At 70.5% G+C, this 20,540-nt stretch carries 23 protein-coding genes and 2 pseudogenes; 5 read left to right on the forward strand and 20 right to left on the reverse strand.

Annotation, left to right across the window (positions count from 1 at the left end; translation table 11 throughout):
* Positions 1 to 80 precede the first annotated feature (80 nt).
* Both ACIP79_RS02355 and ACIP79_RS02360 read left to right on the forward strand, forming a co-directional pair.
* Positions 81 to 524 carry a hypothetical protein gene (locus tag ACIP79_RS02355; RefSeq protein WP_401218153.1) on the forward strand — a complete coding sequence of 148 codons (444 nt, stop codon included), beginning with the start codon at positions 81 to 83 and terminating at the stop codon, positions 522 to 524.
* Positions 525 to 601: 77 nt separating this feature from the next.
* A pseudogene (locus ACIP79_RS02360) lies at positions 602 to 1,287 on the forward strand (hypothetical protein).
* A 96-nt stretch (positions 1,288 to 1,383) separates the two neighbouring features.
* Here the strand turns inward: ACIP79_RS02360 and ACIP79_RS02365 are convergent.
* The 4 genes from ACIP79_RS02365 to ACIP79_RS02380 form a co-directional block, all read right to left on the reverse strand.
* Positions 1,384 to 1,788, reverse strand: a complete 405-nt coding sequence (locus ACIP79_RS02365) for a hypothetical protein (RefSeq protein WP_401218156.1) — start codon at positions 1,786 to 1,788, stop codon at positions 1,384 to 1,386.
* Positions 1,789 to 2,067: 279 nt separating this feature from the next.
* A complete protein-coding gene (locus ACIP79_RS02370; RefSeq protein WP_401218158.1) occupies positions 2,068 to 2,886 on the reverse strand; it encodes a DUF317 domain-containing protein in 819 nt (272 codons plus the stop codon).
* Positions 2,887 to 2,901: 15 nt separating this feature from the next.
* Positions 2,902 to 3,192, reverse strand: coding sequence for a hypothetical protein (locus ACIP79_RS02375; protein WP_401218161.1), 291 nt, complete (start codon positions 3,190 to 3,192; stop codon positions 2,902 to 2,904).
* An 81-nt stretch (positions 3,193 to 3,273) separates the two neighbouring features.
* The gene (locus ACIP79_RS02380) at positions 3,274 to 3,648 is read right to left on the reverse strand and encodes a DUF317 domain-containing protein (RefSeq protein WP_401218164.1); all 375 of its coding nucleotides are present in this window, start codon (positions 3,646 to 3,648) and stop codon (positions 3,274 to 3,276) included.
* Between the two features lie 437 nt (positions 3,649 to 4,085).
* Between ACIP79_RS02380 and ACIP79_RS02385 the strand changes: the two genes are divergently transcribed.
* From ACIP79_RS02385 to ACIP79_RS02395, 3 genes are all read left to right on the forward strand, one after another.
* Complete coding sequence (locus tag ACIP79_RS02385; RefSeq protein ID WP_401218167.1) at positions 4,086 to 5,843, forward strand: TIR-like protein FxsC; 1,758 nt, start codon at positions 4,086 to 4,088, stop codon at positions 5,841 to 5,843.
* 139 nt (positions 5,844 to 5,982) lie between these two features.
* Positions 5,983 to 7,131 carry a CHAT domain-containing protein gene (locus tag ACIP79_RS02390; protein ID WP_401218170.1) on the forward strand — a complete coding sequence of 383 codons (1,149 nt, stop codon included), beginning with the start codon at positions 5,983 to 5,985 and terminating at the stop codon, positions 7,129 to 7,131.
* The gene (locus tag ACIP79_RS02395; protein ID WP_401218172.1) at positions 7,128 to 8,156 is read left to right on the forward strand and encodes a hypothetical protein; all 1,029 of its coding nucleotides are present in this window, start codon (positions 7,128 to 7,130) and stop codon (positions 8,154 to 8,156) included. Before ACIP79_RS02390 ends, ACIP79_RS02395 begins: the two co-directional genes overlap by 4 nt.
* A gap of 302 nt (positions 8,157 to 8,458) precedes the next feature.
* On the opposite strand, the gene ACIP79_RS02400 is transcribed toward ACIP79_RS02395, so the two are convergent.
* The 16 genes and pseudogenes from ACIP79_RS02400 to ACIP79_RS02475 all read right to left on the reverse strand — a co-directional run bounded on the left by ACIP79_RS02400 (position 8,459) and on the right by ACIP79_RS02475 (position 20,525).
* Positions 8,459 to 9,472 (reverse strand): SpaA isopeptide-forming pilin-related protein, encoded by a 1,014-nt coding sequence (locus ACIP79_RS02400; RefSeq protein ID WP_401218175.1) that lies wholly within the window; start codon positions 9,470 to 9,472, stop codon positions 8,459 to 8,461.
* Between the two features lie 130 nt (positions 9,473 to 9,602).
* Complete coding sequence (locus tag ACIP79_RS02405) at positions 9,603 to 10,091, reverse strand: hypothetical protein (RefSeq protein ID WP_401218177.1); 489 nt, start codon at positions 10,089 to 10,091, stop codon at positions 9,603 to 9,605.
* A gap of 31 nt (positions 10,092 to 10,122) precedes the next feature.
* Positions 10,123 to 10,983 (reverse strand): DUF317 domain-containing protein, encoded by an 861-nt coding sequence (locus ACIP79_RS02410; protein ID WP_401218179.1) that lies wholly within the window; start codon positions 10,981 to 10,983, stop codon positions 10,123 to 10,125.
* Positions 10,984 to 11,024: 41 nt separating this feature from the next.
* The gene (locus tag ACIP79_RS02415; RefSeq protein WP_401218182.1) at positions 11,025 to 11,681 is read right to left on the reverse strand and encodes an HAD family hydrolase; all 657 of its coding nucleotides are present in this window, start codon (positions 11,679 to 11,681) and stop codon (positions 11,025 to 11,027) included.
* Complete coding sequence (locus tag ACIP79_RS02420) at positions 11,678 to 12,841, reverse strand: MFS transporter (protein ID WP_401218185.1); 1,164 nt, start codon at positions 12,839 to 12,841, stop codon at positions 11,678 to 11,680. Before ACIP79_RS02420 ends, ACIP79_RS02415 begins: the two co-directional genes overlap by 4 nt.
* On the reverse strand, positions 12,838 to 14,091 hold the full coding sequence (locus tag ACIP79_RS02425; protein WP_401218188.1) for an ATP-grasp domain-containing protein: 1,254 nt from the start codon (positions 14,089 to 14,091) through the stop codon (positions 12,838 to 12,840). The genes ACIP79_RS02420 and ACIP79_RS02425 overlap by 4 nt, the downstream gene beginning before the upstream one ends.
* Positions 14,092 to 14,138: 47 nt before the next feature.
* Positions 14,139 to 14,441 carry a hypothetical protein gene (locus ACIP79_RS02430; protein ID WP_401218191.1) on the reverse strand — a complete coding sequence of 101 codons (303 nt, stop codon included), beginning with the start codon at positions 14,439 to 14,441 and terminating at the stop codon, positions 14,139 to 14,141.
* 31 nt (positions 14,442 to 14,472) lie between these two features.
* A complete protein-coding gene (locus tag ACIP79_RS02435) occupies positions 14,473 to 15,708 on the reverse strand; it encodes an MFS transporter (RefSeq protein ID WP_401218194.1) in 1,236 nt (411 codons plus the stop codon).
* Positions 15,705 to 16,229 (reverse strand): regulator, encoded by a 525-nt coding sequence (locus ACIP79_RS02440; RefSeq protein ID WP_401218197.1) that lies wholly within the window; start codon positions 16,227 to 16,229, stop codon positions 15,705 to 15,707. Before ACIP79_RS02440 ends, ACIP79_RS02435 begins: the two co-directional genes overlap by 4 nt.
* On the reverse strand, positions 16,226 to 17,068 hold the full coding sequence (locus tag ACIP79_RS02445) for a winged helix-turn-helix transcriptional regulator (RefSeq protein WP_401218200.1): 843 nt from the start codon (positions 17,066 to 17,068) through the stop codon (positions 16,226 to 16,228). Before ACIP79_RS02445 ends, ACIP79_RS02440 begins: the two co-directional genes overlap by 4 nt.
* Positions 17,069 to 17,109: 41 nt before the next feature.
* Positions 17,110 to 17,523 (reverse strand): hypothetical protein, encoded by a 414-nt coding sequence (locus tag ACIP79_RS02450; protein WP_401218203.1) that lies wholly within the window; start codon positions 17,521 to 17,523, stop codon positions 17,110 to 17,112.
* Positions 17,524 to 17,533: 10 nt separating this feature from the next.
* Complete coding sequence (locus tag ACIP79_RS02455; RefSeq protein WP_401218206.1) at positions 17,534 to 17,977, reverse strand: hypothetical protein; 444 nt, start codon at positions 17,975 to 17,977, stop codon at positions 17,534 to 17,536.
* The gene (locus ACIP79_RS02460; protein WP_401218209.1) at positions 17,974 to 18,456 is read right to left on the reverse strand and encodes a hypothetical protein; all 483 of its coding nucleotides are present in this window, start codon (positions 18,454 to 18,456) and stop codon (positions 17,974 to 17,976) included. Before ACIP79_RS02460 ends, ACIP79_RS02455 begins: the two co-directional genes overlap by 4 nt.
* A gap of 98 nt (positions 18,457 to 18,554) precedes the next feature.
* Positions 18,555 to 18,878, reverse strand: a pseudogene (locus ACIP79_RS02465) (SH3 domain-containing protein).
* A 181-nt stretch (positions 18,879 to 19,059) separates the two neighbouring features.
* Complete coding sequence (locus tag ACIP79_RS02470) at positions 19,060 to 19,809, reverse strand: hypothetical protein (RefSeq protein WP_401219200.1); 750 nt, start codon at positions 19,807 to 19,809, stop codon at positions 19,060 to 19,062.
* 17 nt (positions 19,810 to 19,826) lie between these two features.
* Complete coding sequence (locus tag ACIP79_RS02475; protein ID WP_401218212.1) at positions 19,827 to 20,525, reverse strand: hypothetical protein; 699 nt, start codon at positions 20,523 to 20,525, stop codon at positions 19,827 to 19,829.
* Positions 20,526 to 20,540: the final 15 nt, after the last annotated feature.

A 20,540-nucleotide genomic window follows, 5' to 3' on the forward strand; every position in this document is an offset into this window, starting at 1 on the left:
TGGACTTTGTGAGTTGAAACCGCCAGGGGCGTAACGCACGATCATGAAGCGAGCAGGACGAGGCACAGGAGGACGCCAAGGTGTTTCACCGAATACGCCGCCGGGCCAAGGAGCCCAGCGAGGAACAGCGCCGATTCTTCGAGCTGTCGGCGCGGCTGCAGAACCAGGTCCCGCCCGGGATCGGGGTGCCGCCGGCCGAGCAGGAACACATCGGGCCGACCGCGGTGGTGGACGAATTCCTTCCGCCGGAGCTGCGGATACCCAGTCACGACCAGGTCGACGGCACCATGATGCCGTGGAAGCAGCCGCTCGTCCTCAACGGCGAGATGGTCGCCTGCTCCGAGTGCGCCGCGTACCGGGACTGGCTCATCCTCTGCACCCGCGGCCGGATCTGGCTGCGTTGCCGGGTCGGCCACCAGCAGCAGGAAACCCGCCTCGACACGGCTTGGTTCAACCGGAACCGCGGGCCGACGGATGCGACGCACGCCACGTTCGAGGAATGCCTGCGCCACCTCGGGCACTGACCCCACTCCTACGACCCACCGGGCCCGCGGGCCCGCACTGACCACCCGTCGCCCAGCACCAAGGGGTCAGTTCCGTCATGCGCGTTCGCGTCGCCAGCACCGTCCTCGGCATCGCCGCCGCCCTCCTTGCCGTGTCCGCCTGCTCCACCGACACCAAGCACGCCACCGCCGCCACCGCCCGTACCGGGTCGCCGGCCGACGCAGCCCAGCAGGCTGTTCCGCTCACGTCGGCCGCGCTGGAGACGCGCCTGCTCGACCAGAGCGACCTCGGCAGCAGCTACCTGCGCAAGTCGGAGCGCCTCACCCAGCACGATGACGTCACCGTCATCGGCTGCCCGGCTCTGAGCGAACTGGGCGGTGACGCGGCGACCGGCGGCACGCTCACCTTCCCGCACAGGGCGAAGGCCACCTTCACCTACGGCGGCAGCTCCTCCGAGCTCTCGGAGGAGCTCTACAGCGACAGCGCGAACAGCTGTCCGACGGCATCGGCCGGATCTTCGCTGCCATGACCGGATGCCCTACCTATCAGGTCGTCGCGGGCGGCACCCCGATGGACATGGCCTCGCAGAAGCTGCCCGCGCCCCTCGGCCTCGGTGAGGAGCAGTGGAGCCAGCTTCTGACGTTTTCCGCCGGAGGGCAGAGCACCGTGGTCAAGCAGACCGCGATCCGCGACGGCAGCCTGCTGCTGATCGTCTCCGGCTCCCCGGCCCTCGTCGACCGCCACCTCGACAAGGCCCTCACCAAGGCCACGGTAGCCAGCTGACCGGCCCCGACAACTGCTGTCCCCGGCCAGGACAGTCGGGGGCAGCAGTGCTGTGCTGGGCTTGTTGCGCTTTGACGGACACCATCGGTGTGGTGGTCAGGCTGCGGTTCCGTACATCCAGCGGCGAACCACGGTGTAACCGTCGGGAAGCTCGTTCCCCGTCAACTCCCTATACCTCGCTTTGGCCTCTTCGCTGGCGTGCTGACCGGGAGGAAGCCTTCGAAGGAAGGGGTCGCGGTCAGGGGCCGGGGAGGACTGGCGAGGCTGCTCCGTAGCTTCATCGTCGGGGGCCGGTTCGTCATCCGCGATGTCCTTGACCTCATGCCTCTCGGAGCCCTGCCTTACGAGGTAAGCGACCACGGCCAGACCTACGACCAGAGTCACGCCGCCGATGACGCGGATCTTCGGCTTGTGCTTCGCGTACCAGCTCTTCGACTTCTCGTCGGAGGGCGCGGGCTCGCCATGTGCGGGAGTGGGTTCACCGGGCGTGGAGTCGTCCATGTGCACACATCTATCGGACCCGGTCACTACCTGTCAGGCAATCAACCGACATGACCCGATCAGCTTCAGTACACCGAGCAGACCCCACTTCACCCCACTTCCCTGCCTAGGGGCCGGAGGCGATCACAGGTGAGGGCAGGCCCGACACCTTGTACTCGTCGCCCCGGTCGCCGTCCTCCGACTCGATGGCTCGCCCCAGCCTGGGAGGGAAATACCAGAAGCCCGGCCCCTGTTCGGGGACCGGGCTTCTTCCGCCTCGCTGAGGGGCGCCGTCGATCGCTAGGCCGGCGCCCGCAGCAGTCGCTCCCGGGTGGCCTCGGGCAACACTCGGCGCAGGACCGGTGCGGTCGAGCTGAGGGAGGTAGCGAAAGCTGCCACGAGGTCGTGCGGGGCGCTGGCCCCAAAGGAGGCCGCCCACAGGCAGGGGGCGCCGAGCGCGGGCTCGGCCCATGCCTGCCAACCGGCCGGTCCCGGCTCGTCGGCCTCGGTCGTCAGGGCGCGCGGGTCGGCGTCCTGGATGAGGGGCGGTATCTCGCCGAGGCTGACGTGCGAGGTGAACGTCGGGTCCGCCGCTGCCGCGTTGGGCTGGTCAATGTCGCGGAGCCAGCCGTGGGCGGCGACGGCGTCTAGGACCAGATCGGGGCCGGCGAACGGCACGACGGGCTGATCGCGGACATCAAGCGCGACGAGGAAGTCGGCCACCGCCTCGCCGGGGACGTCGGTAGTGAAGTAGCACGACCACGACGCGAGCGGGCAGTTGGTGTCCGCGCGGGCGGAGATCTGCCAGGCGATCGGCAGGTCTCCCAGGTGGAATGGCTCGTCCGCCAGGCTCCACTGCGCCCATCGAAGGGTGTCGGAGCTGATGTGCAGAACGGTGCTGCGCAGGACCTGGCGGTCCTCCGGTGCCTCGTCCGGTACACGACGTCCGCGGACGATCGTGAGGCTCGTCCAGCCCAGACCGGAGAGCGTGTCGGCAACGCCGTCGTAGAGGCGCCCGTCGTCACCGGCCAGATGCCGGGGGCCCACCCAGAACGCGGGCTGGCCGCCGGGCGGAATGGACGGCTCGGGCGGGAAGTCGGGGTACAGGGGCGCCTCCAAGGGGTCGGTGCGGTTCTAGTTGCCGCCGGCACTGCGGCGGGGGCGGCGCGGGGGTGCCTGGACGGGGCCCTGCCAGGTCAGGGCGATGGCAACCTCGGGCGGCAGATGGCAGAGCTGCGCGTCCTCGCCCCGCCCCTCGGCGAGGTAGACGACGGTCCGACCCGTCTCGTCCACGGACTGCACGACCTGCGCCAGGCGGTGCGCCATCGGAAAGAAGGGGTTCATGGCCTGGCGGACCGGAGCATCCCGGTCGCAGGCGGACAGCAGGTCGATGACATCACCGACGGTCATCTCCGGGGTCGTCACGAACAGCCTCCTGGGGTGAGCGGAAACAGTGAGGGGTGGAAAGGGCGGGGCCCGACAGCTGACCGGCCGCCCGAGCGAGAACTACTCGTGGGCGCTTGGCTGGCCTACACGACGTGAGGTCTCCAGCACGCGCGCCACGGCGGCGGCGACGATGTCGGCCGGCGTCTCGATGTCGAACGACAGGTGGTAACCACGCACCTTGGCCGTGCCGGACACAGCGATCTTCCATCCCTCGCCGTCCGTGCCGGGACGGCCGAGCGGGAACCAACCGAGGTAAAAGCGGCCGTCCTTCGAGCTGACGTGCACGTCCGCACGGTCGTCCACAATCAGGTGGAAGTCCTCTGCGGAGAACTGGTCCATCACGAGCGTGGGCTGGCCGGGTCCAAGCTGCCACTCACGCAGCCGCAGGGCTTCAACGGTGGTAGCGAAACCGGAGCCCACGGGCGCTACGGTCACGGGCAATCACCTCTCTGACCTGGGGTTTCTTGCAAGGTGGTCTACGTTGACATGTCCTCACTCACGTTGGCCAGTCTTTCCGCGATCTTCCCTGTCTGCCCCCGGCGAACTGTGTCCTTCGTCATCGAATCCAGGCGCTTGACAGCGAACCCAGTCGCTTCCGCTTCCCTGACAGTGGATCTAGTCGCGAGGGGGAGAGGACGCTGGGTGCAGTATTTCGGCACCGACTGGGGCAAACAGTGCCGTGCTGTATGTCGAGGCGTGTGTGGAGGTGTACTCGGGCGTTTCGGCGGTGTTCGTCGCTGGAACGTGCGGAGACGGGGGTTCGAGGACCACCTTCCGGTTCAGCCGTGTCAGTGGGCGAGAGAGGCCAAGTCGTTGTGGCCGCCCTATGCTGGGCTCTCAGCTGGAACGGCAGAGGGACATCCGGGGGTCGTGTGCCACCAACAGCGCAGCTGCGCACGGCCGATCACCGGCCGTACTTCTATCTGAGCTATGCGCACACACCGAAGCACGGGACCGGAGGACCGGACCCGGATATGTGGGTGGAGCGGCTCTACGACGATCTCTGCCATCACGTGATGGCGATGACCGACCTGCCGGCGGGCGCGGCCGCCGGGTTCATGGACCGGCAAATACCCTCCGGTGAGGGCTGGTCCGAACGGCTGGGTGAAGTCCTGGCCACCTGCCGGGTGTTCGTGCCGTTGTTCTCGCCGCGTTACTTCGACAGCGAGATGTGCGGAAAGGAATGGCATGCCTTCGAACAGCGCGCCATCCACTACCGCGCGTTCACGGCTCAGCCTGCCGAAGCAATCGTCCCAGCCCTGTGGGTTCCGGTCCCGCCGCACCAACTCCCCGGTCCCGCAGAGCGGTTGCAGTTCAATCACCGTGACTTCGGGGACCGCTACGTCACGGACGGGCTCTACGGGCTGATCAAACTCCGCGTCTTCGCGGAGGAGTACGAGCGCGCGGTCTACGAACTCGCCAAGCGCATCGTCAGCATCGCCGATGCCACCCAGATCGCGCCGGGGAGCCCCGTCGACTACCGCGTGGCGCCCAGCGCCTTTGGGAGGGGACTGGGCCCCCGACCGCTGCACGTCACGGTGGTCGCGCCGACCCTGCACGACTTGCCGGAGGGCCGGGACCCCTCCTACTACGGCAACAGCTCCCTCGACTGGAACCCCTATCACCCGTCCACCGCACGGCCGTTGGCTTTCGTCGCCGAGGACATCGGGCGCTCGCTGAACTACCAGGTCACGGTTTCCTCCCTCGACGAGGAGGCACCGTACGGGAGCTACAAGCAGCCGCCGTCCCGGCCTGAGGTGCTCTTGGTGGACCGATGGGCCCTAAAGGACCCCGCCCGGCGCGCCCGGCTCGCCGCCATCGGGACCGATCAGCCCTGGGTGAGCGTCCTCGTTCCGTGGAACCCCCACGACCAACAGAGCTGGGCCGTGGAGGAGGCGCTCAGCGAGCAGCTGGCGACGACCATGCCGTCCACGATGCAGTTGCGCCCCGACGCCGTGCGGGCCGCCGTCAAAGGCGTGCCCAGTTTCGAAGCCTTCGCGCAGTTACTGCCGCAAGTCGCCGAAGCGGCCGCCCAGCAGTACATGAGGTACGCGGCGGTCTACCCGCCCGCCGGTGCTGGCGTCGCCCAACGGCGGCGTCTGAGCGGGCCGATGGGCGATTCGGCCGACGCAGTTGCTGACGCCTCTTGGCCGCGCGGTACAGGCCCGTCGGCAAGTGCCGCGCGGCCGCCGGAAGCAGGTTCCAGACCCCCCGCAGCTGTGGCCCCGCCCCGCAGCTGGAACCCGGAGCCGCCCGCAGAGCCGGCGGCCGCGCGCGCTCGGGCCCACGTGACGCTCGTCGACGACGATCCCCGTACCGGGACCCCGGTACGCCTGACTGTGGAGCTGGCGGCGGAGTCCGCGCATCCCTGGGCACGCCCGGACGCCCGGCCTCTGCTGGACATCGTGGCCGTGCCGCTGAGCCGGGCGGACGTCGCTCCCGCCACGGCGTCGTACGACCCCGGGGACGCGGGTTCCGCGCAGTTCAGCCTCACGGCCGCGGAGCCCGGCCGGCACCGGATCCGGTTCACGTTCGTGCACCACGACACCGGCGTCGTACTGCAGCAGGTGGAAGCGCACGTGGATGTCACAGAGCCCGAGCCCACCCGGGCGGGACAGGGGAGGTCCTGACCGGATGCCACGTACATTGACCACGCGTGTCGTCCAGGACCCCAGTGACGGCTTCCGTTTTCTGCCGCACCTGGAGACGGAACCTCCCGACCTCCGGGTGAGTTTCGACGTCCTCGGTGGCGGGAGGATTCGGGCCCGCATGTCGGGCACCTCTGTACCGGCGCTCCAGGGGACCGAGCACAAGGCCGATCTGAGCGCGCGGCCTGACGAGGTCCACGCGGCGGGGGCCCGGCTGTGCGCACGCTGGAAGGATAGGTTCGTCGACTTCCAGCCAGTCGACGAACAAGACCGGGTGCTGCGGGGCCGGCATCGCCCGTACGCATCGTCCGCCGACCTTAGCGCTGAACCGGAGGCCCATCTGCGCCGGACGGTGACCGATCTGGCCCGAAGCGGCGAGTCCCTGCTCTTCGACACCCTGCTGCGCGGAGACGACGTCCAGACCGAGACCTTCCGCTCCTACCTGCGCTCTGCGCTGTCCCGAGACGGGCTTCGGGTGCGGTTCGATTCCGACCTGCACCTGCCCTGGCCCATGCTCTGCACCTCCGGCGACTCCCGCGAGCCCGCGGCGGACCTGGACGCCTTGTTTGCACGCTTCCTCGGCCACCGGCACCAGATTGAGCACACCGGAGCCGCCTATGCCTGGCTCGGGCCGCCCCGTCCCCCGCTGCTCCGGCCCGTCGTCAGTCTGAACCACGACCCCCGGGTGGGCCGTACGACCCGGGCGGACGACGTCGCCAAGGCGCTGGCCGCGAACGCCACGTGCACCATCCGTACGACGTACGACGAGCTCGTGCGCGACTTCGGGGACGCGGGCCTGGACGAGCAGTTGACGTACTTCTGGTGCCACGGTGAGTTCCTCAGCAACGAGCCTGAACCGCCCGTGCTGGTGATCAGACTTGAGGACGGCGTCCCCTTCGACGGGCACAGCGTCCGTGAGCTGCGTGCAGCTCACCGCAACAGCCGTTTCCGGCCGCTCGTACTGCTCAATGCCTGCCATGCCGGCATCATCAGGGCGAACGAGGACGGTGCGTTCCTGGGACGGATGCTCATCGACCACGGCGCGGAAGGGGTGCTGGGACCTCAGATCGCCATGCCGCAGGCGTTCGCCGCCGAGTACGCCCTGGAGTTCGTCATCCGGTACCTGCGCGGCGGGGCAACCGCAGGCAGCATCACGAACGAACTGGCCCGGCACTTCGCTACCCGGTACCGCAACCCCCTGGGTTTCGCGTACGGGCTGCACAGCGGCATGGACGCTCGTCTCGACCGGGCAACGGAAGGCGAGGCATGATCCACCCCCCTGCGGTCGAGACCCTCGACCTGGACGAGACCGGCTGGCTGCTCGACGGTGGCTCGGGTGTTCCAGTGCCCAGCCACAGGCTGCGCGCACACTTCGCGGAGAGCCTGGCCCCGCCCGCGTGGGCGACGGACATCTTCGTCTACGTGCATGGGTGGCAGACGTCCCCCGCCTCCGCCGTGCGCGCTGCCACACGACTGTTGACCCTGGCGCGGGGCAACCTCGCAGCGGCGCCGGACCGGTACCCGGCCCTGACGGCCGCGGGCTACGACCCGTGGTGTGTCGTGGTGCGCTGGCCGTCCTCCAGCCGGGTCACCCCTGCCGGCTATCGCCGGATCCGGGACCGGGCACACGCGATGGGGGCCCGCGACGGAAACGGACACGCCGCACAGATCCTGGGCCGGTTCCTGGGCTACCTGGATGCAGAGCGCGCCGATCCCGCGGCCTCGCCCGTACTGGCTAACCGCGACGGCCAGTTCCTCCACCTGATCGGGCACTCCTTCGGCTGCCGGTTCCTGTGCGAGGCGGTGCAGTGGGCAGCCGACGCCCGGCTCGACGACACTCTCGGCTGGAGCACGACGGTCCACCCGACCAACCGCCCCTTCACCGCGGACAGCATGCTGCTGTTCCAGATGGCCGCACGGCGCGACGCGTTCCTCTCGCTCTTTCCCTATGTCCTGCCGAGCGAGGCGCACGACGGCGCTCCTCTGAGTGGCCCGGTGGTGGCCACTTACTCCCGCCACGACCGGGCGACCGGATTCTGGCATCTGCGCGCCGAGCAACAGTCCGGCATCGGACACTCGGGGGTCGGCCCCGCCCCGGCACCCATGTTCTCGACGCGGCTGCTGCCGCCCCACGAGCGGTACCCGGTCTCCTCACTCGACCATCGCTTCGTGAACGTCGACGCCTCCGACGTGTACGTCCGCGGACGTCGTCTCAACCCGGCGGGAGCCCACTCGGACCACGTGCGCGCGGAGTCGGCCCACCTGCTCCTCACGCTCGCGGACTATTCCCGCTGAGCGCCACCGGTAAGAACCGGCCGCGCGATGGGGCCGGCTGCTCCTGCGAGCCGGAGCCCTGACGACTTCTTCCTGCCGGTACGTCACAGCGCTTACGTCACAGCAGTCGCTTGCGTCCCCAGATGATGAAGGTGACGACTGCGGCGGTGACCGCGAGCATGATGCCCGCTCCAGCCACTGCACCGTGTGTATCTGCGAGATGGGGAGACAGTCCATGGTCCAGCCGACGACGTGCGCCCACGACGAAGCCCCCGGAATCGAATGATCCGATTCCGGGGGCTTCGCGAGTTAAGCGGGTGAGGTCAGCTCGTGGTGGAGCCGGCGTCGGTGGAGTTGTCCGCGCGTCGGCGACGGGCCGCGAAGAGGGCGCCTCCGCCAGCAGTGATCAGGGCTCCGGCGCCGCCGATCAGCCACGGGGTGGCGTCGGCGCCGGTGTGGGCCAGGGAGCCCGTCGGTGCATTCGGCGTGGAGTCACCAGCCGGGGTCACGGCGGCGGTGGACGAAGAGTTGGCATCCGGTGTGCCGGTGCCCGGCGGGGAGGGCGTTGCCCGGCCGGTATCGCTACTCGGCTTGCCCGGGGCGGACGGGGCGTGGGTGGGCTTATCCGAGGGGTCGGGCTTCGGGTCGGTCGCGGTCGTGGCGTTGGTGACGGTCACGGTCACCGGGGCGCCGGGGGCCGCGGTGAACGTCTTGGACGGCTGGTAGAGGTCGTACCCGGCGGGGGCCTTGATCTCCTTGACCCAGAACTGCGTCTTCCGGCTCGTCACCGGCAGTTCTCCGGAGGCCGTGCCCTTCGCTCCGGTGGTCAGGGTGAGCAGCGTCGAGGTGCCGGTGCCGATGTTCACCGTCGCCCCTGGCAGGAGCTTGCCGGTCTTGTCGTCCTTGGCCTGTAGGAGGACCTTGGCGGCCTTGAACGGGTCGATGACCGTCAGTCGTGTGGTCGCGGCCGGGGTGACGATGACGTCCTGGTCGGCGATGACCTCGTGGAGCGGACTGCCGGACGCCGTCTCCTTTAGCCGGTAGACGCCTGACGCGAGGTCGGCGAAGGTCAGCTTCCCCTGTGCGTCGGTCCTTCCGCGTCCGGCTTCTTCTCCGTCGGAGTCGAGCAGCAGGAACGCGGAGCCGGGGAGCGCGTCGCCGGCCGTATCCTTGGTGGTGATCTCGACGCTGCCCGCGTCCGGAGCCGGTGTCGCGGCGGGGGCGGCGGAGGGCGTGTGGGTCGGGTCGGAGGGCTGGGCGCTCGCGGCCGGCGTCCAGTTGAGGGTGCCAGTCACCGCGATGGCGACGGCGGCGGATAGGACGAAAGGTGCGTGCACGAGGTGGAGGATTCCCTAGATCAGGTTGCGGGAAAGGTCACCGGGTTTGGCCTGAAACCGGGGCGGGAGGCGGCGGGGCAACAGATGTGGGAAAGGGCGGAACACGCCAAGCTGGCGGTGTAGGCCCGGCTCATCGGGCACGGGTGCCGCTGCGGGTGACCGGCATGGCGGGAGCCGTGCGCCCGGTCCGGCCCGCGCCGCGGCTCGGCTCGGACGCGGTCCAAGCGCCGGGAAACCAGACGGCGGTGTACTGCTCGATTGCGTCGCGCAGCCCGGTGGTCACGGCCCCGTCCCACGGAGGTCGGCCGGGGCGGTGGTACTTGTCGAAGGTGCTGTACTGCTTGGTGTTCGGCCGGGTATTGGTGGCTTCGTCGCGGCGGTGGAAAGTTCCGTGATCCACGAAGCTGAGCGCCACCGCGTCGATCTCACCGCCTTCCGGGTGGACGATCGCCGCTCGCAATCCGCCGTAGGTGTCCGCGTGGATGGTGTGGGTGAACTCGATGCGCAGCCGCAGCGGTACGCCGGGGACGGGGGCGGCGAAGTAGGTGTTGCCCACGACGGTGCTGTCGTGGAAGGGGAGGCACAGCTCCGCGAAGAACTCAGGGGCCTGCAGGGACAAGAGGGGTCTCCGGTAGGGGGACGGACTGGTCCTACCGGCGTGGACCGGGAAGAGCCGGTCGGCTGGTGGTGCTCCAGCGCGGAATGCTCGCCGCGGGGAGCGCGGCCGGGCGGCGGGAGGAGACGGCCCGCTGCACGTCGAGCGGGGTGGGGGCCGACGGTCCGGACGGAAGGATCGGGGTGAGCTGGGCCATGCTCTTGATGTAGCTGAAGGTCTCCTCGCGCCACCGCGGCAGTGGAGCCGGGTCGGCAATGCTCTGGGTGACGGCGGTGAGCAGAGCGACGGGAGTGTCGGTGCTGGCTGTCGCGTACCAGACGGGCCGGTCGATTGACTTGCCTGCCCACAGCTGCCAGCGGGCGTCCCGCGTGGTCAGTTCGGCTTCCGGATCGAGGTCGCCGGTGGTGAACTCCATGCCGGCGTATCCGTCCGAGGCCTGGACCGCGAAGACGCCCCAGCGCGGACGGTCGATCTCCCAGCCCTGTTTCAGGAGCGGGACCACGGCGAGGAAGGGGTCGTGCTCGTCGGTGCCGGAGATCGGCCGGGCGAGGTAGGTGTCCGGACCCTGCTCGTACGCCGTGGCGAGGACGGTGGTGAACGCCTGGACGAACTCGGTGGGGACGCGGTCGTTAAAACAGACGCCCCACGTCGGCGGGCCGAACGAGTCCTTGTAGGCGTTGATACGCCACAGCCCGTCGTCCTCACCCTCGGGCAGGTAGCCCAGGCGAACTCGCCGGTCGGGAGCGCTCAGGTACACGTTACCGAGGTCGTCGTGCTGGAGGTCCCAGCCGAGGTCGAGCAGCGGGGCGAGGGCGGGGTCGCCGGTGTAGGTGGCGGAGGCGAGATGGCGGGGGGAGACGTAGACGTCGCCGTCGATCTCTTTGGTGTCGGGCACGAATGTCCTGGGGTCGAGGTGGTGGTGGGGCGGCGTACGGTTCAGGACTCAGGGTTGTTGGCCAGGGCGGGCAGCAACTGCTGTTCCAGATGTGTGGGTTGGCCGGTGTAGTGCAGGGTGCGCAGGCCCAGCTCCGCGGCGGCCCGGCAGTTGTCTTCGCGGTCGTCGACGAACAGCACACGTGCTGGGTCGGCAACGCCGGTGGCAGCCAGGGCGTGTTCGTACGTGGTCGGGTCGGGCTTGCACCGGCCCATGCGGGCGGAGTACAGGGCGTCGTCCATCAGCTCGCGCCGCCAATCGGTGGCGTCCAGGACGTTGCTGAGGTGGGCCGGGGCGTTGGAGAGCAGCACCATCGGCAGCCGCCTTGCGGCCCGGGAGCGGTACAGGATGTCGAGGACGCGCGGGTCGGTACGGGTCCACATGGCGGTGTCGGCATCGCGCAGGGTGCGCAGCCACCGCGGGCCGGGGTGGTGTCCGAGCACCTTGGCCCAGTACGCGAGATCGCTCAGCTCCCCGGCGTCGTAGGCGTTGCGGGGAGCCCAGAAGGCGTCCTGGAACGAGGGGAGGTGCCGGTCGGGCCACTCGGCGAGGTCGGCGAGACGGGTCCACATCGGGGTGCTGGATTGCAGGCCGAGGACCCCGTTGTAGTCGAGGATCACGGCGTCCAGGCCGGTCGGGGAGGCGGAGGTGTGGTTCAAGGAGTGGGTTTCTCCAGGGCTTTGGGGGCGAGGGCGGCGACTGCTGCGGCGAGGAGGGCGGGCAGCAGCAGCGCGTGCGGCAGTGCCGTGAGGGTGGCGAGGGCGCCGATGAGGGCGGGGCCGACGAGCAGGCCGACGTAGCCGGTGACCGCGACGGTGGCGACCGCGCGGGGGCCGCCGGTGCCGGCGGCGGTGATCAGGCTGGGGATGGTGACGGACAGGCCCAGGCCGAAGGCCGTCCAGCCGAGGAGGGCGAAGGCGATGGTGGAGCCGGCCAGTCCGGTGGCGAGGCCGAGCGCGGCCAGCGCGGCACCGGTGCGGACGACGGCGTCCGCACCGAAGCGGGCGGTGAGCCGGTCTCCGGCGAGACGGCCGGCGGCCATGGCGGCGCTGTAGAAGCCGTACGCCGCGGCGCTGGTCGCGGCCGTCGCGCCGAGGTCATGCAGGTGGACAGCCGCCCAGTCGGCAGCAGTTCCTTCGCCCAGCAGCGTGGCAGCAGCAAGCATCCCCAGCAGCCACAATCGGCGCCGGGACAACCCCTTCTGCCCGTCCGAGCCCGGTGCGGCACCGTGGTGGACGGGCGCGAGCACAGGGCTGGCGACGGTGCGGGTGAGCCGCGTGGCCGTGCCTGCCGATAGAGCGGCGCAAGCTGCCACCGCGGCGAACAGAATGGCGTGTGAGGTGTGAGCGGTGACCGCGGCCAGCGCGGCACCGGTGAGAGCGCCGAGGCTGTAACTGGCGTGCAGCCGACCCATGATGGGGTGGCCGTGGGCGTCCTGGCAGCGGACCGCCGCGGAATTGGCCGCGACGTCAAGGACGCCGTGCGCGGCCCCGAAGGTGAACGCCGCAGCCAGGAGGCTCTCCAGACTGCGGCAGATCCCGAGGACGGCAAGACAGGCGGCGAGGGCAATGGCACCGCCGGTCAGCAGCCCGGGTAGACGGGCCGGGCGGGCGAGGCGTCCGCCCGCCTGAAGTCCGGCGACCATGCCGAGAGCTGCGGCCAGCAGGACCAGGGCAAGCCCGGCGGTACTCACCTCGGCGGCGTTCTGAACGGCGGGCATGCGTGCACCCCAGACGGCCATCACCACACCCAGGCCGGCGAAGTACCCGGTCAGAAGGCGGCGGCTGCGCACCAGCTCGGGCGCTGCGGTCTGCCTCACGCGGCGTGCTCCCCGGTAGTCCGGGCCGCCGGCGAGAGCGGGGCCACCTGGATCTCGAGGTTGCGGTACGCCTCCTGGGCGCGAGCTTCGGCGACGGCGGCGCTCGGCCCGGTGGTGATCAGGAATCCGATACGGGCGGTGTACAGATTGCCGCCGTCCTGTGGCAGGACGAGCTGGTCGCCGGCCTGTCGTTGGAAGTGCACGCGCTCCACTCCCCCGACATGCTCCTTCAGACGGCGGGCGGTGAGGGTGCCGGAGTAGGCGGGGTAGACGAGGCGGATCGCCGCGGCCTGGTGGCGGGTGGGTGTCAGGTCGGGGGTGCGTCCGCAGGCGGTGTCGGCGGCGGCCCGGGCGAGGTCGACGCCGGTGGCCAGGTGGACGAGGTGGCCGATCATGTCGCCGCCCAGGCGGGCGTTGACCTCGATCAGCCGGGGCCGGCCGCCGACCAGGCGCATCTCGACGTGCTGCACGCCGTCGGTGATTCCCAGGGCCTTGATGGCAGCAGCGGCGGTCGGTGCGACCTTTGCGAGGAGCGGATCGGCCGCTTCGAGACTGTGGTAGGTCTCGTCGAAGTAGGGTGCGGGGCCCAGGTTCTTGCGGGTCACGGCGACGGCGGTGGTGGTGCCGCGGTGGGTGACGCATTCGACGGAGACTTCGGGGCCGTCGAGGTACTCCTCGACCAGGACGCCCGTGTCCTCGCGGCTCCGGTTTGCGCCGACAGAGGCGAACTCGAAGGCTGCGGGCAGCTCTTCGGGCCGGTCGACGCGGATCACGCCGATGCTGCCGGCCGCTGCGGCAGGCTTGATGACGGCGGGGAAGCCGAGGGTCCTCGTCGCCAGGTCAGCCTCCCGCAGGGTCCGGGCCCTCATCGACGCGGCCGACGGCACTCCGTGGCGGGCGAACAGCGCCCGGGCGGTGGCCTTGTTGCGGCAGGCCCGCATCACCTCGACGGAGTTCGCGGCCAGACCGAGCGCGCGGGCGACGCGGGCGGTGGGGATGAGATTCCATTCATCCCAGGTGACGACGCCGGCAAGGTCGTGTCGTTCTGCCAGAGCCCGGCCGGCGGAGAGCAGTGCAGTGGTGTCGTTCAGATCGGCGACGGCGTGGTCGGCGATGTGCGGCTTCTCCCACGATGGCTCGGCGTCGGTCAGCAGGACGATGTCGTACGCGGCGGCGACCTGCTCAAGGCAGTAGCCGCGATCCGCCTCATCGCCCGGAGAGACGACAAGTACAAGGGGGCGAGGGGACAAGAGGGGTTCTCCGTATCGGGGGGGGCGGTAGGACGGAAGGGGGTGTCTCAGGCGGCGCGGCGGCGGCGCAGTTCGAACGCGCCTGCCCAGTGGGGGTGGTCGTCGATCAGTCGGCGGGCGTAGAGGGCGGTGAAGTTGTTGTTCAGTCCGGCGACGCCGTACGGGAGTTGGCGGCGAAGGTCTTCGAAGAGGTCCTTGAGGCTGGCCCGGGTGGCGCCGCCGGCCAGGCGGCGGGCGGCCCTGCGTTTCAGAGCGCGGTACACATGCGGGTTGCGGGCGTCGAAGGCGTGAAACTGCTCGGTGATGGTGCGGCCGGTCGCTCGGTGCGACCCGAGGGCGGCGATGGTCATGAAGGTTCTCCACGGGTTGGGGACAGCTGGCTCAGGTGCGCAGGGCTGGGTCGGTGCGCAGGCGGGCGAAGGCGCAGAACAGGCCGAGCGTTTGCAGGGCGGCGCACGCGGTGATGACGTGGCCCAGGGCGTCGGGCGCGGTGAGCGCGGTGAGCACACCGGCGACGGGGAAGGGCAGCAGGAGGATGAGGATGGTTGCCGACAGGGTGCTGCCGAACGTCTCCGGAGGGATCAGGCGGGAGCGCAGGGTGCGCAGGACGACCGCCAGGCCGCCGTCGGCAGCCATCAGGACTGCGACCATGACCAGGTAGGACAGGTAGTCGGGGGCCAGGGCGGCGGCGAGACAGGCGAGCGAAGCGATGACGGAGCAGGCTGCTCCCACTGGCCACAGGCCCAGGCGGTCCAACGCGAACCGGCAGATGGTGACGGCCACGAGGGTGGCCGCCGCTGCGGCGGACCACACCAGGCCGACTGCCGTGGTGGACTGCCTGAAGTGCTGGACGACGATCACGGGACCGGCAGCTTGGAGCAGACCGGTGGCCAGGTTGGACAGGGTCAGCCCGGTCACAAGCCAGCCGAGCGCGGGAAGGGAGCGGATGGTGCGCCACCCGGTGGTGAGCCCGGCGCCGGGCTGCCCCTTCGGCGCGCGGGCCGGGGCAACAGGCGAGGGCGGTGTGCGCAGGGCGAGCAGCGCGGCGAGCAGCGAGAGCACGGTGGCCACCGCGAGCATCGACGGCGGGCCTGCGAGGAGCAGCACGCCGGCGAGCGCCGGGCCGGCCAGGGTCGCGGTCTGGTCGATGCCGAGCAGGGCGGCCTGGACGCGGTGGGCCCGCGCTCCGGCTCGGCGGCCGGCGGCAGCGCCCGCGGTCTCGGCCGCGATGTAACTGAACTCCGTGAGCACGCCGGTCGTAGCCGCAAGCACCATCACCGTTGCGCTCGCCACTGTGCCGGACGGGTGGAGGTAGAGAAGGACCGCGCCGGTGGCGAGGGCCAGCGCGCGCCCCAGGGAGGCGAGGTGGAAGACGACGGCCGCCCCGCGCCGGTCGACGATCGATCCGGCCCACCCGAACGCCGCCAGACGTGGGATCCATTCCAGGGCGAACGCGGCGCCCGTCAGTGCGGCGGAGCGGGTGGTGGCCAGGACCAGCAGCGGGATGCCGTAGGTGGACATCGCGAGCGTGAGTGCGTCCGCCGTGCGCGGCAGGTAGATGCTGCGCATCAGCCCGGCGGTGTGGCGTGCATGCCGGGGCGTGACAGCAGCGCTCACGCGACCGGCTCGGGCTCGGGCTCGGACACGCGGGTGACCTGGGGGTTGCCGGCCAGCCACTGGTTCAGGAGAGCGCGGGGACTGGCAAGGTCCACCTCGGCCTCGTCGCTGGGCAGCCGCGCGGCGGACGGCCGCGGGAGACCGTCGGCGCGCTCGGTCGCGAGCGAGGGCGCCAGGAGGTCGAGGGCGTGGCGGATGCGGCTGCTGAACTCGCAGACCGGTGCCGGGAAGGCGTGGCGTCGAGCCCAGCGCGCAGCCGCGTCGTACAGGTCGGCCAAATCCGAACCGGAATCGGTGAGTTCCAGACCGGCGCCGGGGGCGTCCCGGACGAGACCGTGGGCGCGGGCCGTCTCAGTAGCGCGGCGCAGCTGGTGCAAGGAGAGGTCGGGAAGGGTACCGGCCAGCCGCCGCGGGGGTATCGCCCCGTTGTCGTCGATCTCGGTGACCAAGCGGATCAAGGAACGCGAAGCCAGCAGCTCGACAGCGTTGCGTACTTCGGCAGGGGTGAAGAGGGTGGTCATCGGCGCGGACCTCCCGCCGGGACGGCCGCCTTCGGCCGGGCGGCCGTGGCATGGGAGAAGAGATCGCGGTTGTGCCACGCGGGAGAGGACTCACCCGTCCGGGTCTGCGGGAGCGCTGCGGGGGCCGGCCGGGACTGGCTGCTGACCCACGGCCTCGGCGCGGGCTTCGCCTGCGGATGCCCCCAGACCGGGTGCTGGGCAGCCTGGTTGAGGGGCTGCCCAGCGGACCACGCGGACAGGGTGCCGAGAACGGGGCCCAGGCCGTCGCCCGCCGCGGACAGCCGGTAGGGCTGGCCGATGCCCTCGGTGTCGACCAGGCCGTCGGCGACGAGCTGCCGCAGCGGCGGGTACACGTTGGTCCAGTCGCTGCTGGGCATCACGATCCGAGCCAGGGCCCTCCCGCTGACCTCCTGGCGGGCTTTCAGCACCCACAGGATGGCGGCGGCGTGGCGCCGGGTGAGCAGGGTGAGGCTGTCCTCGATCTGCTCGATCGCGGGCAGCGGGCTGTCCGCCTTCTCCAGATGTTCCTCGGCCCAGGTGACGATCATCGGCAGGACCGGCAGCAAGCCGGCCCCACGCTCGGTGTGGCCGTAGTTCACATGCCGCGCGGTGTGTTCGGTGCGCTCGACAAGGCCGGCGTCGCACAGCGACTTGAGCTTGGGATGGAGCTGGCCGTTCTGCAGCCAGGACACCTTGGCCGCCAGCTCGCTGTAACGCACGGGCGGGCCGGAGAGTGCCAGCAGGATCCTCACGTTCCAGCGCGGGGTGATCATGGCGAGGGCCTCGGTGACCCGTGCGATGTCGGCGTCGGCATCGGGTGGCAGAGCGGTGATGGCCAAGGGAGGGACTCCTGGGTGAATGAAGGGGGATCGTTTGCGGGTCAGCGGCTGTGCGCCGTGCTCTGGGCCGGAAGGGGCGGAGCCGGAACGGGCGGTGAGGGAGTCGGCGGGGACAGTGCTGGGGCCGGGACGCGGGCCAGGCTCTGCAAAACGGCGGTGACCGACTTGGCTTGGGCGTCGCGGACTGCGACTGCCTCAGCGAGCCGGCGGGATCCGTCGAGGAGATGGGAGACCTCGTGCCGGCCGATCTGCCGCTCGGACTGGATGAGACGGGCGAGGTGGTCGCGGTGGAAGTTGATGCTGCGCTCGGCCAGAGCGAGGGCGTCGTGCATGCCGAGGAGGGCGGAGACCATGCCGGGCGGCTGGTTCTTGGCGTGGGCTTCGAGGTCGGTGAGCGGTGCGCCGTACAGGTCCTCGATCCGTCCGGCTATCTCGGTGGACGTGAGGTGGGGCAAGCGGGGGCTTTCACGGTCGGCGGGCCTGGGCCGCCCCGGCACGCGGGGGTGCCGGGGCGGCGGACGGGGGCAGGGTTGCGGTGGCCCGGAGCTGCGTTGTACGAACGGGACGGGGCTTCTGGTCGGGCGCGGGCATGCTGCGCAGCAGTTCGCCGAGGGCGGCGCGGTAGCCGTCGCGGGCGTCCAGCGCCGCCTCCAGCCACTGCGCGTCGAAACGGAGCTTGTCCGCCGACAACTCGCCCATGTCGCGGTCCGAATCCATGTCCGCGCGCACGCGGTCGCGGACGCGGACGACCTGCTCCTCGGTCAGAGCCAGGAAGGACCGCAGTTCCAGGGCACGGGCGAGCGCGGGCGAGGCATCGTGGCCGACAGCCGCCTCGTACAGCTCGGGAATCGGGTTCCCGAAGACCTTCTGCAGGTCGCCGTCCATGGTGCTGGCCTTGACCCGGCTCAACGGACGGGCCTTCCCGCCCGCCACGCCGACGCCGGCGCGGGTGTACCCGCGGGTCTGTGCGGAGCGCTGGTCTGCACCGCGGGTTCGGTTCGGGGGCGAAGGCGGGCGAGCCGTTCGGCGGCGAGGTCTTTCTTGCCCGGAGCGTCCGGGTCCAGGAGCCACCGCACGACCATGGCCCGGCCGTCGCGTGCGGTGACGGCCGCGTTCACGCGGTGGGCGAGGCCCATCGTTGGGTCGTCGACCTCGCTGGGCTGGGTTTCCAGCGCGGCGAGGAGGTCGTCCTGCGCGCGGTCGAGCTCGGACTGGACCTGGACGAGAAGGCCGTGCCACTTGACGACGTCGGTGGCGTCGGGGTTCGCGGTCGGCGCGGCGGCGACCGCGGCCTTCAACTGGTCCATGTCCATGGCGAAGCGCGCTTCAATCCGTTCGGTGAGCACGCCCACGACGTCCTCGGCGTCATCGGATATGCCGTCGGGCAAAGAGAAACTCCTGTTCTGGAAAGACCGGTGCCTGGGGGAATGTGAGGGGCGGCCGTACCCGGCGGCTCAGCCGTTTACGGGCACCTGCTGAATGCCTGTCAGTCCAGGCACATGCGGGTGTCGCGGTAGACGTGCGTGCCGGAGACCCGGCCCTTGACGCCGGCCGACTTGTCCGTGATGTAGAGCCAGTTGCCGCTCTTCTTGTGGACGGTGAACTAGTGGCTCTTGTAGAGCACTCCGACCGCGGTGGACTTCGTGGTGGTCTTGGACCGGATGGTCACTGCCGACGGGTGGACTTTGTACGGCAGCGGCGGGAGGTCCGGGCAGGGCGTAACAATGCTCGTGGCCGTCGACGCGGCAGCAGCGGGGGCCGCACTCGCGGGCGTAGTGGACAGCATCGGCAGAGCGAGTGCGCCGAGCATCGCCGCGGATATGGCCATTCGGGTGGAGCGCATGCGGAAGAAACCTCCGTGAAGGCAGAGGGATTGCGCGGAATGGCGCCGCGGGAGTTGTCCCGGCGGCTGTATAAGAGTCCGGAGAATCGCCGGTTTGGCTAACCGGCGATCGTCGGCTATGTTCCGCAGCCCGCGTCGGCCTTGGCGCTCAGCGCGGCCGGCCGGGCGGGCGCGGAGCAGGGGCCATCGGCACACCGGCCGGGCGGCTGGCTGCGGGTGCCGGGCGGACCGGTGGGAGAGGGCCAGCTTCTCCGGTAAGCCGGTCGTCGCACCACTGCAGGGCCTCGCCCAGCGTGTCGAAGCCGCCCTCGCGCAAGGTGTGCGTCCACGCGTTGGTGTCGACCTCCTCGACCACGACGCGGAACGGGCTGGGGGCTCGCTCGTCCAGGGCGCGCAGTGCCACGACGGTGACCATGTCGTCCGGGTCGTCGCAGGTGTAGGAGCAGCCCATGGCGTAGTGGTCGCCGTCGCCCGCGAGGCGTCGCTCCAGCGCACGAGTCGCCTCGTCCGCCGGCGGTGGGCCCAGCTCCGGGTGGAGACCGATGGCGTCGTGCGGGCAGCCGCGGTGGATGAGCCAGGACTGCGCCATCGCGGGTAGCGGCAGCATGGCCTGCTCGAAGTCGAACGTCTCCTTCTCCTGGTCCCGCTTCAGGTGAACGGCGACGTACTGAGGCATGCCTGGGTGCCCGTAGGTGGCGGTGCGGTCGAAGAGGACGTAGTAGCTGTGCGCGCCGTTGGGAGTGTGGTGTTCGGCGAGGGGGACGAGCATGTCCTCACTGACGGCGACCTGGCGGTAGAAGTCGAGGGACATCTCCTCGTCGGCATCGAAGTCGTCCAATGCGAAGTCGACTTGGGGGATGGACTTCCGAGCCGACGCCGGTTCGGTGGCTGACAACAGTGGCCTTTCGATGGAGTTCAGCGACGCTGCGTCGGGGTGGCCGGCGATGTGCCGGGGCGTGCCGGGACCTGCGGCGCCTGGGTCGTGGGCTTCCATCGGGCGGCGAACAGCGCGGCGCGTCCGGCGTCGGTGAGGGCGACCGGCTGGCCGGCGTGCACGGGGTGGTCGGTATCCCGGACAACCAGGCCGGCGTCCTCCAGCCGCTGCAGCTTTGTGTAAGGGATGCGGGTGCCGGAGGCGGCTGTGACGGACATCCGGCCGGTCAGCAGGTGTTCGTAGAGCTTGGCGCCGGCGGCGATGGCGAGCAGCGCAGCCTGGTCGTCCGTCGAGAGCTGCTGCGCGTCGGGCGCCAGGGCCGCGGCGGCGGCCTCGATGGACTCCAGAGCGGCAAGCACCTGCCGGGCAGCGGCGTCCCGCGCGTCGGTAGCCTCCTCCAGCTGGTCCACGGTGCGGTCGATACGCGCGAACAGGGCGTCATCAACGTCGAACTCGCCGCTGGAAAGGCGTTTGAGGAGGCGGAGGTAGAAGATGACGCCGGTCTGGGACTTGGCCAACTCCCGGTGCAGGTCGACCAGGTGGGCGTGCGGCTCGTCGAGGACGCCGCGGTCACTGCAGGCCCACAGGGTGTCGATGTCGTGGCCGGTGACGGCTTCGATGCGATGGTCGAGCGGGGAGACCGCACGCCGGGTTGGCGTCGGCGCGGGCTCAGGGGGCATAGGCGGGGCTCCGTG

The sequence above is a fragment of the Streptomyces sp. NPDC088747 genome (assembly GCF_044751025.1).
Lineage (GTDB): Bacteria > Actinomycetota > Actinomycetes > Streptomycetales > Streptomycetaceae > Streptomyces.